Raw genomic sequence first — 12,409 nt, 5'->3', positions numbered from 1 at the left:
GATTACTCGGCTATCGAAGAAGTTCGGGAGGAAGGAGCTGGTGGAACGGGATCGAAACCGCCGTCGTTCCACGGATTACAACGCCCCAGGCGACGAACGGCCAGCCACCCACCACGCAAGAGGCCATGGTTTTCGATGGCTTCGTATGCGTAACAGGAACAGCTGGGATAGAAACGACAGTGACTGGCCATCAGGGGACTGATGGCGTAACGGTAGAACTGGATCGGAACGAGGGCCAGTTTACGCATTGTGACTGTCTACCCCTGCGGGATTGGCGTTGACCGCTGGAGAGGGCCGACTGCGAGCCAGTCGCTTCCAGAGCTTGCCAAAGTGTTGGTGCAATTCTGGGTTTTCCACTTCGCCCAACCCCTTGCGCGCGACGATCACGATATCCAAACCCGCCAACAGCTGCTGGTTCAGGCGGAACGAATCGCGCATCAGGCGTTTCAGGCGATTGCGTTGAACGGCGAGCTTGACGCTCTTTTTGCCGATCACCAGGCCGAGGCGTGGGTGATCGAGGCCGTTCTCGCGGGCAAGGATGAGCAGGTTTTTCCCTGGAACCTTGCCGGTTGGGGAGTCGAAGACCGCTTTGAAGTGCCGGGGTGTAAGCAGTCGCTTTTCCCGACTGAAGTCCTGACTCACCACCTGTGCCGAAAAATCAAATGGCCAGACGCTTACGGCCTTTGGCACGACGACGCGACAGAACGGCGCGGCCGTTCTTGGTGGCCATACGGGCACGGAAACCGTGGGTGCGTGCGCGCTTGATGGTGCTTGGTTGGAAAGTACGTTTCATGGCGTGTTACCTGGGTTGGTCGACAACGGGCCGGAAGGGCCCCCTTTTTAAGAGATCGGCGATTCTAGAGAAAGCAAGCCCATAGGTCAATTTCCAACCAGCCATTCCTTATGAAGGGTGCCCAGTGGTCAGCGGTCTGGCCGGGCCACGGGAAGGGCTACCTACCAACGCTCAGAATGAAAAAAATAAGAAAGGCATATAAAAAGCTTTTCTGAAGAACTTATAGATCTTAAGTGGATAACCTTCTGTGGATAACACGATGCAGCCCACTATTTTCAAGCTGTACAGAGATTTGAAACCTTGTCTGTAACAGGTGCCTTCTCTGTGCCGGGCCTGCGTAAAACCTGTGCAGCAAAACGCTATTTATCCACAGGTGAATTATCCACAGGCCAGGACTCAGGGTTGTGCATAGCCCTCATGTAGCGTTATCCACAGGGCTTACTCACACCGCAAGATGCTGTTTTGGTCGGATTTTGGCTTATTCACCGGGCCTGCATAGGGCCTGATATGTGGATAACTGACCGCCCGCCCGGTACAATGGCGGTTTGTTTTGCCTCATCCGGCTTTCAACTCAGGGGATATCCGTGTCAGTGGAACTTTGGCAGCAGTGCGTGGAGCTTCTGCGCGATGAACTGCCTGCCCAGCAATTCAACACCTGGATCCGTCCGCTACAGGTCGAAGCCGAAGGCGACGAGTTGCGCGTCTACGCGCCCAACCGCTTCGTGCTCGATTGGGTCAATGAAAAGTACCTGGGTCGTCTGCTCGAGCTGTTGGGCGAACACGGCAACGGCATCGCGCCAGCGCTTTCCTTATTAATAGGTAGCCGTCGCAGTTCTGCTGCGCGCACTGCTCCGAATGCGCCGGTCAGCGCTGCCGTCGCCGCTACCCTGGCCCAGCAGGCTCAGGCCCAGCCAGTTGCACAGATCGTGCTGCCGAGCGAACCGGTCATGGAGCCGGTGCTCGAGCCAGTTACCAGCGGCATCGAAGAATCGGCTTCGCGCAGCAGTTTTGACAGCATGGCTGAGCCCAGTTCGGCGCCCGCAGCAACCGGCCGCACCGAGCAACGCACAGTGCAGGTCGAAGGCGCGCTCAAGCACACCAGCTACCTGAACCGCACCTTCACCTTCGAAACTTTCGTGGAAGGTAAGTCGAACCAGTTGGCCCGTGCGGCTGCCTGGCAGGTCGCGGACAACCCCAAGCACGGCTACAACCCACTGTTCCTGTATGGTGGTGTCGGCCTGGGTAAGACGCACTTGATGCACGCTGTGGGTAACCACCTGCTCAAGAAGAACCCGAATGCCAAGGTTGTCTACCTGCATTCCGAACGCTTCGTCGCCGACATGGTCAAGGCCCTGCAGCTGAACGCGATCAACGAATTCAAACGCTTCTACCGCTCGGTCGACGCGCTGCTGATCGACGACATCCAGTTCTTCGCCCGCAAGGAGCGTTCGCAGGAAGAGTTTTTCCACACCTTCAACGCCCTGCTCGAGGGCGGCCAGCAGGTGATCCTCACCAGCGACCGCTACCCGAAGGAAATCGAAGGCCTGGAAGAGCGCCTCAAGTCGCGCTTCGGTTGGGGCCTGACGGTGGCTGTGGAGCCGCCGGAGTTGGAAACCCGCGTGGCGATCCTGATGAAGAAGGCCGACCAGGCCAAGGTCGAGCTGCCGCACGATGCCGCGTTCTTCATCGCCCAGCGCATCCGTTCCAACGTACGTGAACTTGAAGGTGCCTTGAAGCGGGTGATCGCTCACTCGCACTTCATGGGCCGCGACATCACCATCGAGCTCATTCGCGAATCGCTCAAGGATCTGCTGGCGCTGCAGGACAAGCTGGTGAGTGTGGATAACATCCAGCGCACCGTGGCCGAGTACTACAAGATCAAAATCTCTGATCTGCTGTCCAAGCGCCGTTCGCGCTCTGTAGCGCGCCCGCGCCAGGTGGCCATGGCCCTGTCGAAGGAGCTGACCAACCACAGCTTGCCGGAAATCGGCGACATGTTTGGCGGCCGCGACCATACCACCGTGCTGCACGCCTGCCGCAAGATCAACGAATTGAAGGAATCCGACGCGGACATCCGCGAGGACTACAAGAACCTGCTGCGCACACTGACGACCTGATGGTCGTCTGCGTAGCTAATTGAAGGCAAGGGACTAGACCATGCATTTCACCATTCAACGCGAAGCCCTGTTGAAACCCCTGCAACTGGTCGCCGGCGTCGTCGAGCGCCGCCAGACCTTGCCGGTCCTGTCCAACGTCCTGCTGGTCGTACAAGGCCAGCAGCTGTCGTTGACCGGTACCGACCTGGAAGTCGAACTGGTTGGCCGCGTTCAGCTGGAAGAGCCTGCCGAGCCGGGCGAGATCACTGTCCCGGCGCGCAAGCTGATGGACATCTGCAAGAGCCTGCCCAGCGACGTGCTGATCGACATCAAGGTCGACGAGCAGAAGCTGCTGGTCAAGGCCGGCCGCAGCCGCTTCACCCTGTCCACGCTGCCCGCCAATGACTTCCCGACCGTGGAAGAAGGCCCGGGCTCGCTGACCTGCAACCTGGAACAGAGCAAGCTGCGCCGCCTCATCGAGCGCACCAGCTTCGCCATGGCCCAGCAGGATGTGCGCTACTACCTCAACGGCATGCTGCTGGAAGTGTCCACCGACACCCTGCGCGCGGTAGCCACCGATGGTCACCGCCTGGCCCTGTGCGCCATGCAAGCGCCGATCGGCCAGGCCGACCGCCACCAGGTCATCGTGCCGCGCAAAGGTATCCTTGAGCTGGCCCGCCTGCTCACCGACCCGGAAGGCATGGTCAGCATCGTCCTTGGCCAGCACCACATTCGCGCGACCACCGGTGAGTTCACCTTCACCTCCAAACTGGTCGACGGCAAGTTCCCGGACTACGAGCGCGTGTTGCCGAAAGGCGGCGACAAACTGGTGGTCGGCGATCGTCAGGCCCTGCGTGAGGCGTTCAGCCGTACCGCGATCCTGTCGAACGAGAAGTACCGTGGTATTCGCCTGCAATTGGCGGCTGGCCAATTGAAGATCCAGGCCAACAACCCGGAGCAGGAAGAAGCGGAAGAAGAGATCAGCGTCGACTACAACGGCAGCTCTCTGGAGATCGGTTTCAACGTCAGCTACCTGCTGGACGTGCTGGGTGTCATGACTACAGAACAGGTCCGCCTGATTCTGTCGGACTCCAACAGCAGTGCCCTGGTGCAGGAAGCCGGCAATGATGACTCGTCCTACGTTGTCATGCCGATGCGTCTGTAATTTGTAGCAGGCGAAATGTCCCTTCTACGTCTTTCGGTCACCGCGGTGCGCAATCTGCACCCGGTGACCCTCTCACCCTCCCCCCGCATCAACATCCTGTACGGCGCCAATGGCAGCGGCAAAACCAGCGTGCTCGAAGCCGTGCACTTGCTTGGGCTCGCGCGCTCGTTCCGTAGTACGCGGTTGAACCCGGTCATTCAATACGAACAGCCCACCTGTACGGTGTTTGGCCAGGTAGAACTGGCGGAAGGCGGCACAAGCAACCTGGGGGTTTCCCGCGAACGTCAGGGTGATTTCACTATCCGTATTGATGGGCAGAACGCACGCAGTGCTGCGCAGCTCGCCGAAATGCTGCCCCTGCAGCTGATCAACCCCGACAGTTTCAGGCTGCTCGAAGGCGCTCCCAAGGTACGCCGGCAGTTCCTCGACTGGGGCGTGTTCCACGTGGAACCACGCTTCATGGCCACCTGGCAACGCCTGCAGAAGGCCTTGCGGCAGCGGAACTCATGGCTGCGGCATGGTACACTTGACGCCGTTTCGCAAGCCGCCTGGGATCGGGAGTTGTGTCTCGCCAGTGCGGAGATAGATGAATACCGTCGCAATTACATCAAGGCCTTGAAGCCCGTCTTCGAGCGAACCCTGAGCGAACTGGTCGAGCTGGAAGGGCTGACCCTGAGCTACTACCGAGGCTGGGACAAGGACCGGGAACTCAGCGAAGTCCTCGCTACCTCTCTCCTTCGTGATCAGCAGATGGGCCATACCCAGGCCGGGCCACAGCGTGCTGATCTGCGCCTTCGATTAGGTGCAAACAACGCGGCCGACATTCTTTCGCGAGGGCAGCAGAAGCTGGTTGTCTGCGCCCTGCGAATTGCCCAGGGCCATCTGGTAAGCCAGGTTCGTCGCGGTCAGTGTATTTATCTGGTGGATGACTTGCCGTCCGAGCTGGACGAACAGCACCGCCGCGCCCTGTGCCGCTTGCTTGAAGAATTGAACTGCCAGGTATTCATCACCTGTGTAGACCACGAATTTCTGAGGGAAGGCTGGCAAACGGAAACGCCAGTCGCTTTGTTCCACGTGGAACAGGGCCGTATCACCCAGACCCACGACCATCGGGAGTGAAGGCATGAGCGAAAATCAAACGTACGACTCCTCCAGCATTAAAGTGCTGAAAGGGCTGGATGCCGTACGCAAGCGTCCCGGCATGTACATTGGCGACACCGATGACGGCAGCGGCCTCCACCACATGGTGTTCGAGGTGGTCGACAACTCCATCGACGAGGCCCTGGCCGGGCACTGCGATGACATCACCGTCATCATTCACACCGACGAATCCATCAGCGTCCGTGACAACGGCCGCGGTATTCCGGTCGACGTGCATAAAGAAGAAGGCGTATCGGCAGCCGAAGTCATCATGACCGTGCTGCACGCCGGCGGTAAGTTCGACGACAACTCCTACAAGGTATCCGGCGGTCTGCACGGCGTAGGTGTTTCCGTGGTGAACGCATTGTCGGAGAAGCTGGTACTCACCGTTCGCCGTAGCGGCAAGATCTGGGAGCAGACCTACGTTCATGGTGTACCACAGGCGCCGATGGCCATCGTCGGTGAAAGCGAAACCACCGGTACCCATATCCACTTCAAGCCTTCGGCTGAAACCTTCAAGAACATCCACTTCAGCTGGGACATCCTCGCCAAGCGTATCCGCGAACTGTCCTTCCTGAACTCCGGCGTTGGCATCCTGCTCAAGGATGAACGCAGCGGCAAGGAAGAGTTCTTCAAATACGAAGGTGGCCTGCGCGCGTTCGTTGAATACCTGAACACCAACAAGACTCCGGTCAACTCCCAGGTCTTCCACTTCAACGTCCAGCGTGACGATGGTGTCGGTGTCGAAGTCGCCTTGCAGTGGAACGACAGCTTCAACGAAAACCTGCTGTGCTTCACCAACAACATCCCGCAGCGCGACGGTGGTACCCACCTGGTCGGCTTCCGTTCCTCGCTCACCCGTAGCCTCAACAGCTACATCGAGCAGGAAGGCCTGGCCAAGAAAAACAAGGTCGCCACCACCGGTGACGACGCCCGTGAAGGCCTGACCGCGATCATTTCGGTCAAGGTCCCGGACCCAAAGTTCAGCTCGCAGACCAAGGACAAGTTGGTTTCCTCGGAGGTGAAAACCGCCGTGGAGCAGGAGATGAACAAGTACTTCGCCGACTTCCTGTTGGAAAACCCCAACGAGGCCAAGGCCGTTGTCGGCAAGATGATTGACGCTGCCCGTGCCCGTGAAGCCGCACGCAAGGCCCGTGAGATGACCCGCCGCAAAGGCGCGCTGGACATCGCCGGCCTGCCAGGCAAACTGGCCGACTGCCAGGAGAAGGACCCTGCCCTTTCCGAACTGTACCTGGTGGAGGGTGACTCCGCAGGTGGTTCGGCCAAGCAAGGTCGCAACCGTCGTACCCAGGCGATCCTGCCGCTGAAGGGTAAAATCCTCAACGTCGAGAAAGCGCGTTTCGACAAGATGATCTCGTCCCAGGAAGTGGGCACGCTGATCACTGCCCTGGGCTGTGGCATCGGCCGCGAAGAGTACAACATCGACAAGCTGCGTTATCACAACATCATCATCATGACCGATGCTGACGTCGACGGTTCGCACATCCGTACCCTGCTGCTGACCTTCTTCTTCCGTCAGTTGCCGGAGCTGGTCGAGCGTGGCTACATCTATATCGCCCAGCCACCGCTGTACAAGGTCAAGAAAGGCAAGCAGGAGCAGTACATCAAGGACGACGAGGCCATGGAAGAGTACATGACCCAATCGGCCCTGGAAGACGCCAGCCTGCACCTGGACGAATCGGCGCCTGCCGTATCGGGTGTACAGCTCGAAGGGCTGGTGAACGAATTCCGCGCAGTGATGAAGACCCTCAAGCGTCTGTCGCGCCTGTACCCGGAAGAGCTGACCGAGCACTTCATTTACCTGCCTAAAGTCAGCCTCGAGCAACTGGCGGACAAGGCGGTTATGGATGATTGGTTGAAAGCATTCCAGCAACGCCTGGACAACAGCCAGCGTTCCGGCTTGGCCTACAAGGCTGACTTGCACGAAGACAAGGAACGTAACATCTGGCTGCCAGTGGTTGAAACCACCTCCCACGGCTTGGCCAGCTACGTCACCTTCAACCGTGATTTCTTCGGCAGCAATGACTACCGCAGCGTCGTCGCCCTCGGCGAAAACCTCGGTACCCTGCTGGGTGAAGGTGCTTACGTTCAGCGTGGCGAGCGTCGTAAGGCGGTCACCGAGTTCAAGGAAGCGCTCGACTGGCTGATGAATGAAAGCACCAAGCGTCACACCATCCAGCGATACAAAGGGCTGGGCGAGATGAACCCTGACCAGCTGTGGGAAACCACCATGGACCCAACCGTGCGCCGTATGCTCAAGGTGACCATTGAAGATGCGATCGCCGCTGACCAGTTGTTCAACACCCTGATGGGGGATGCGGTCGAGCCGCGCCGTGAGTTCATTGAAAGCAACGCGCTGTCGGTGTCCAACCTGGACTTCTGATCCAGTGTCGGTAGGCACATTTGATGTCATGTGCTCACTTCGACAAATCAGGGACTTAGCGACAGAAGTGGGCACTGTAAATGTCGTGCCTTGGCAGAGAAAACCCCGGAATTCCGGGGTTTTTCTTTTGTAAACATAGGCTTATCGAACTAGCTAGTGATTCCAGCGCTCGTCAGCAAGAACGCTACTGTTGAGCTGGTCTTTCAGCAGCTTCCATTGAGGTAGATGTTGATCTAGAAGGCTGATAAAGCGGTCATTGTGGTGCCGCTCATGTAAGTGAGCCAACTCATGTACCAGGATGTACTCCAGACACTGCACAGGCTTCTTGGCCAGCTCCAGGTTGAGCCAGATACGGCGGGCTTCAATGTTGCAGGTGCCCCACTTCGTCTTCATTCGCTTGATGCCCCAAGCGCGCGCTTCAACTCCTAACTTCGGCTGCCATTTCTCCAGCATCTCCGGCATCAGACGTTTCAATTCGGCACGGTAGAAGTCCTGAAGCATCTGCTCACGGCGTTCGATAGTGGTATCTGTGCGCACGAACATAACCGCATAATCGTGCGGGATCTTGTGGTCCGCTGGCATCCGTTGGTTGCCGCTACCCGGAATGCCTTTCAGAAAACCCGGCAAAACGAGCGCGGCCTTTCGGTGCCACACGGAAAAGGAATCGAGATTGCAGTCTCTACGGGGCAACGAGCGCGGGCTCTGCGCTTGGCTAATGCACTGATTCGTGCTTTGGAGGTACGTGGTTATCGGTTGGTGGAGGGCAATCGGCACGTGGAAGTTGAGATGTTCGGCGTGCGACTGACCTTGAGCATCGTAGAACCCACCGTACGCTCAGACTATGTACCTACGGAGGATGAGAAAGCTGCGAAGGCACATGGACGTTGGAGTTACTGGCCGCGTTACACCTTCACTCCCTCGGGGCGCCTTGAGGTAAAAAGTGATAGCGGGTATGGCGGCTGTATTCGGGACAGCACTAGGCAACATGTCGAAGACCAGCTCAACAAGCTTGTCATGCTGATGGCCAAGCGAGCGTTGGTTCTCCTCCAGTACCGTGAGGAGCGGGCCGAGGCCGAGGCACTACGTGAAACTCAGCGTCTTCATGCATTGGCGCAAAAAGAACTCCAGGACGCAGAACAACATAAGCTAACTGCACTCAGGGCGGCCGCGCAGCGCTGGCAAGAGGCGCAACTGATTCGTGCCTATGTAGATGCTGTCGAGCAGGCCAGCTACTCGTGTGGTGACGGTCCCAGCGATACTCAGCTGGATTATCTCCGCTGGGCAAGGGCTAAGGCCGACTGGCTGGACCCCTTGGTCGTAGCACCTGATGTCCTTTTGGATCAGGTGATTCAGATTCCCTACTGAAAGAGGTCACACGTGGTGGAGCTTAAAAGTTACTGCCCACCTGCCCCGGCAGCGCCAATCTATTGGAGCGACATTGGGATACCCGCCCACGGTGCGGAACTGTACCAGTGTGTGCAGCAGGGTCTTGAGTATGCAGTTCTTTCCAGAATGGCGAGCATCTCTGGGTTTTCTGTGCAGACACTGGCGGCCATCACCGGGCTATCGGCCTACGCGCTTCACCGAGCACGTCAGTGTGGTCGGTGGTCGTCTATGCAAAGCGACCGGCTCATCCGAACCGCACGAGTACTCCATGCTGCGCAGGCTCTGTTTGGCGGGGACTGGGGGCTTGCTCGCCACTGGCTCATCACACCTCAATGGGCGCTCAAGGACCGGCGGCCGCTCGATTGCTTACTCACCGAGGTTGAATCGCGCGTAGTGCTGGATCTAATCGGTCAGATAGGCCATGGTATTGCCATCTAACACGCAAGCCCTTCGGATGCTCTTCTTGAAAGACCGCCAATGAGGGACAGTGGCTTGGTTAGGGCGATAGCGTGTCGTCCCGAGGAACCAGGCTTAGCCAAGGAAATCAGGTGGTTTTTTGCTTCGATGATTGCTGAAATCGTACGCTTTCTCAGGTTGAATCCGGGAGCGAAAGGAAGGGAAATTGCACGGCAGCTGGGTGTGGAGAAAGGGGTCGTTAACTCCCTTCTCTACAAAAACCCTGAAACCTTTATCCATGATGATGAGCAACGCTGGTCGTTGACTGCCGGGACCAAGCTGACGGTTGTGCTCGAAGAAGAGGCCTGGGTTGGAGCCACATCGTTTGAAGATGTGCTCGAAGCCACCGGTTCGCCTCTAGATGAAAACTGTTCTGAGGTTGAGTTTGTCGTCCCTAAAGGCTGCAAAATCATGGTCGACGCCGCAGCTAGGCTTCTAGCGCTGTGCAATCAGCTCGTGATGGTTGGTAAGGTCACCTCGATTGACTTCAGCGCGTGCAGAGCGACCCTGACCTATTTCAATCGATTGGGCTTTTTTGACCACTTGGCTGGAAAAGTGGACGTGATTCCGCAGCGTCCTGCTCATTCCGGAGCTGTAGCCTACCGTGGTAACAACCAAGGGGTGGTCGAGCTTGCATCCATTGACCACCAAATCCCTGACGAATCGATCCCCAAACGCTTGAAAAACAGCCTAGTGAATTGTGCTGGAGAGCGCTATTCACAATCCGCATTTACGTTCATCTCGGAGCTATTCGGAAACGTGAGGGATCATGCGAAGTCTGAAATTCCGGGCTTTGCAGCGCTCCAGTACTACCCGAAGGGTAAGAAAATCCAGACAGTGATTTCTGACAGCGGGATTGGCATTGTAGGCAGCCTACAACCCGTGCTGGAGCATAAATACCATGAACTTTTTCGGCAGCTCGACTTCTCAAAGCCTGAGGCTGGGCCAGAGTTGGTATTGCATGTTTTCAAGCAGGGGCGCATCTCCAGCTCTGAGGATGACGGCCGTGGTCTCGGCTTGAAACGCAGTGGCGATGTGGCGGCTGGCTTCAATGCAACCGTCACCGTAAGGCAGAAAAATTTCGAGCTGACAATGGTTTATAGCGATGGTCAGTTCAACAGGAGCGTCTCGCGCGTGAATATGCCGACCATTTTGGGAACGCATATCTGCTTCGACTTCTTCATTGACAGCTAAGGCTCTCTCGTTAAACTGAGCAAATGAATCAGAAATCTATCTCTGTCAACCTAATCGACTTCACTGAAGACGACCATCCCTTCGGCAACGTTCAGGGTAAGGCCGCTTTTGCGAAGCTTCTCGAATTTGTTCACTCGCACCCAGAGATCTCCACATTTGGGATCTCCCTTTCTGGCATTGAGGCGACTGATGCATCCTTTCCGAGGGAAAGCGTCGTTGCCGTGGCTAAGCTTTTCAAGGGCGAGCGTGGCTTCTACCTCAAGGACGTGAAGAGCCGAGATCTGCTCGACAACTGGAACTATGCGGCCCAGGCAAAAGAGATTCCCCTGACTGTCTGGGCGGATGATCGCTATGACGTTATTGGCCCAGAAATTAGCCCTTCCAATCGAGAGCTGTTGGAGTGTGTGCTGTCACAGCGCTCAGTTACGGCAGCGCGCGTAGCGGAAATGCTGGAGATCTCGGTTCCCAATGCCAGCACCAAGCTGAAAAAGCTCAAGGACCAGGGGTACATCCTTAGGGCTGAAGAGGCGGCCGAATCGGGTGGCATCGAGTACGTTTACCTCGCCATCGGTAATTCTGATTAAACGGCTTTACAAATCCAGAATCGTGGCGTAATGTTTGCTCCGACTCCAAGGGATTTCTACACACCCTGGTTAAACTGGATCAATAAAGCAGAATGGTGACCGATATGGCTACTAACCCTCCAAGTGGTGATGGGCATCGCAATGGTGCGGTGCGCCGACGCTCTCAAACTCAAACCCCGTCTGGCCACTGGGTCAAGCGTGACACCGAGACGGGTCAGTTCATGGACGTAAAAACCTCGGATAAGACGCCTTTCAAAGGCGTTCGGAAAGAGAAATAGGAGAGCCTTAACATGAGCGCCAAATACGAAATTTTCATGGGAACGGACCGTCAGTACTACTTCCGTCTAAAGGCCCCGAACGGCGAGAAGATCTTAGCCAGCGAAGGCTATACCACCAAGGCGAACTGCCAGAATGGTATCCAATCCGTGCGGGTCAACTCGCCTTATGACAGCAACTACAAAAAGCTGACGTCGGTGAACAGCCAATACTATTTCACCCTTCATGCCAGCAATGGGCAGGTGATCGGAAAGAGTGAAACCTATACCACTGCTCAGTCCCGCGATGGCGGTATTACGGCAGTGAAGGCGTATGGCCCCACTGCTCCGGTGGTCGACCTCACCTGATCCCTAATGCTCGCACAAAGCCCTCGCGCTGCGGGGGCTGATTTCTGTAGTAGTGGGAAGGCGCGTGCGCAAGCACATGCAAATAGGACCTACTTTACAAAGCCGTGAGCCCAAACGGGCTCTTCAAGTGTCAAGCTAGGGGCATCACGATGGACGTAGCAAAGTGTACTCAAGATGGCTTCGAGTATTCTGCGGTGAAATTTGCAAAGCTCCCAGTATCCGAAATAGCCATCAAGCGTCGTCATCTCATCTGCATCAAATGCGGTACCCGGGCCATTTTCGTGAAAGAGGCACGGAGCGGACAAGGTCCACATTTTCGTGCACGTCCCCACCTGGATTGTGCGCTCGCCGCGCCTGAGTCGGAACAAGGTGAAGGGGGCGGCGATGATAAGGACATGCTACGCAACCCAGGTGATCACATTCTCCTAGACCTCCGGTATGGGGCAGCTGAGCAACTGAGCGGGGACCTCGGGGGCACAGGAGAAGGGTGGAGCCGAGGTCCCCGTTCAGTTGCTCAGCTGCCCCATACCGGAGGTCTAGGAGAATGTGATCACCTGGGTTGCGTAGC

General features: G+C 57.1%; 13 protein-coding genes. 9 read left to right on the top strand and 4 right to left on the bottom strand.

The genetic code is table 11. The features are described from left to right. Positions 1-2: 2 nt before the first annotated feature. The 3 genes from yidD to rpmH are packed head-to-tail and all read right to left on the bottom strand — an operon-like array spanning position 3 to position 793. The gene (gene yidD / locus L6D77_RS25015; protein ID WP_101322785.1) at positions 3-248 is read right to left on the bottom strand and encodes a membrane protein insertion efficiency factor YidD; all 246 of its coding nucleotides are present in this window, start codon (positions 246-248) and stop codon (positions 3-5) included. After that, positions 241-645 carry a ribonuclease P protein component gene (gene rnpA, locus L6D77_RS25010; RefSeq protein WP_110994058.1) on the bottom strand — a complete coding sequence of 135 codons (405 nt, stop codon included), beginning with the start codon at positions 643-645 and terminating at the stop codon, positions 241-243. The genes yidD and rnpA overlap by 8 nt, the downstream gene beginning before the upstream one ends. A 13-nt stretch (positions 646-658) precedes the next feature. Further along, positions 659-793: a 50S ribosomal protein L34 gene (gene rpmH, locus L6D77_RS25005; protein ID WP_003253163.1), complete on the bottom strand. Its 135-nt coding sequence runs from the start codon at positions 791-793 to the stop codon at positions 659-661. Positions 794-1,377: 584 nt separating this feature from the next. On the opposite strand from rpmH, the gene dnaA reads away from it, so the two are divergent. The 4 genes from dnaA to gyrB are packed head-to-tail and all read left to right on the top strand — an operon-like array spanning position 1,378 to position 7,598. Then, positions 1,378-2,910 carry a chromosomal replication initiator protein DnaA gene (gene dnaA / locus L6D77_RS25000; RefSeq protein ID WP_232885460.1) on the top strand — a complete coding sequence of 511 codons (1,533 nt, stop codon included), beginning with the start codon at positions 1,378-1,380 and terminating at the stop codon, positions 2,908-2,910. Positions 2,911-2,950: 40 nt separating this feature from the next. Beyond that, the gene (dnaN, locus tag L6D77_RS24995; RefSeq protein ID WP_232885459.1) at positions 2,951-4,054 is read left to right on the top strand and encodes a DNA polymerase III subunit beta; all 1,104 of its coding nucleotides are present in this window, start codon (positions 2,951-2,953) and stop codon (positions 4,052-4,054) included. A 15-nt stretch (positions 4,055-4,069) separates the two neighbouring features. Continuing rightward, positions 4,070-5,173: a DNA replication/repair protein RecF gene (gene recF / locus L6D77_RS24990; protein ID WP_232885458.1), complete on the top strand. Its 1,104-nt coding sequence runs from the start codon at positions 4,070-4,072 to the stop codon at positions 5,171-5,173. Positions 5,174-5,177: 4 nt separating this feature from the next. Beyond that, positions 5,178-7,598 (top strand): DNA topoisomerase (ATP-hydrolyzing) subunit B, encoded by a 2,421-nt coding sequence (gyrB, locus tag L6D77_RS24985; RefSeq protein ID WP_232885457.1) that lies wholly within the window; start codon positions 5,178-5,180, stop codon positions 7,596-7,598. Between the two features lie 153 nt (positions 7,599-7,751). Here gyrB and L6D77_RS24980 read toward each other — a convergent pair whose 3' ends face one another. Then, positions 7,752-8,252 carry a M48 family metallopeptidase gene (locus tag L6D77_RS24980; RefSeq protein WP_232885456.1) on the bottom strand — a complete coding sequence of 167 codons (501 nt, stop codon included), beginning with the start codon at positions 8,250-8,252 and terminating at the stop codon, positions 7,752-7,754. Between the two features lie 54 nt (positions 8,253-8,306). Here L6D77_RS24980 and L6D77_RS24975 point away from each other — a divergent pair, with 54 nt between their 5' ends. The 5 genes from L6D77_RS24975 to L6D77_RS24960 all read left to right on the top strand — a co-directional run bounded on the left by L6D77_RS24975 (position 8,307) and on the right by L6D77_RS24960 (position 11,841). After that, positions 8,307-8,963 (top strand): hypothetical protein, encoded by a 657-nt coding sequence (locus L6D77_RS24975; RefSeq protein ID WP_232885455.1) that lies wholly within the window; start codon positions 8,307-8,309, stop codon positions 8,961-8,963. Between the two features lie 12 nt (positions 8,964-8,975). Beyond that, positions 8,976-9,422, top strand: a complete 447-nt coding sequence (locus tag L6D77_RS27625; protein WP_373870638.1) for an antitoxin Xre/MbcA/ParS toxin-binding domain-containing protein — start codon at positions 8,976-8,978, stop codon at positions 9,420-9,422. A 126-nt stretch (positions 9,423-9,548) separates the two neighbouring features. After that, complete coding sequence (locus L6D77_RS24970) at positions 9,549-10,634, top strand: ATP-binding protein (protein WP_232884327.1); 1,086 nt, start codon at positions 9,549-9,551, stop codon at positions 10,632-10,634. Between the two features lie 23 nt (positions 10,635-10,657). Next, on the top strand, positions 10,658-11,218 hold the full coding sequence (locus L6D77_RS24965) for a helix-turn-helix domain-containing protein (protein ID WP_232884328.1): 561 nt from the start codon (positions 10,658-10,660) through the stop codon (positions 11,216-11,218). A gap of 290 nt (positions 11,219-11,508) precedes the next feature. Continuing rightward, entirely contained in the window at positions 11,509-11,841 is a 333-nt protein-coding gene (locus L6D77_RS24960; RefSeq protein ID WP_198754087.1) for a YegP family protein, read from the top strand. Positions 11,842-12,409: the final 568 nt, after the last annotated feature.

Source organism: Pseudomonas parasichuanensis (genome assembly GCF_021601385.1).
In the GTDB taxonomy this organism is placed as follows: domain Bacteria; phylum Pseudomonadota; class Gammaproteobacteria; order Pseudomonadales; family Pseudomonadaceae; genus Aquipseudomonas; species Aquipseudomonas parasichuanensis.
Note: the sequence above shows the minus strand (reverse complement) of the source record. Positions and strands in the feature narration are given on the sequence as shown.

What these genes read in the sequence shown, in the direction of transcription:
- yidD (WP_101322785.1), bottom strand. Translation starts at nt 248, where the DNA reads ATGCGTAAACTGGCCCTCGTTCCGATCCAGTTCTACCGTTACGCCATC.
- rpmH (WP_003253163.1), bottom strand. Translation starts at nt 793, where the DNA reads ATGAAACGTACTTTCCAACCAAGCACCATCAAGCGCGCACGCACCCAC.
- dnaN (WP_232885459.1), top strand. Translation starts at nt 2,951, where the DNA reads ATGCATTTCACCATTCAACGCGAAGCCCTGTTGAAACCCCTGCAACTG.
- recF (WP_232885458.1), top strand. Translation starts at nt 4,070, where the DNA reads ATGTCCCTTCTACGTCTTTCGGTCACCGCGGTGCGCAATCTGCACCCG.
- gyrB (WP_232885457.1), top strand. Translation starts at nt 5,178, where the DNA reads ATGAGCGAAAATCAAACGTACGACTCCTCCAGCATTAAAGTGCTGAAA.
- L6D77_RS24970 (WP_232884327.1), top strand. Translation starts at nt 9,549, where the DNA reads ATGATTGCTGAAATCGTACGCTTTCTCAGGTTGAATCCGGGAGCGAAA.
- L6D77_RS24965 (WP_232884328.1), top strand. Translation starts at nt 10,658, where the DNA reads ATGAATCAGAAATCTATCTCTGTCAACCTAATCGACTTCACTGAAGAC.
- L6D77_RS24960 (WP_198754087.1), top strand. Translation starts at nt 11,509, where the DNA reads ATGAGCGCCAAATACGAAATTTTCATGGGAACGGACCGTCAGTACTAC.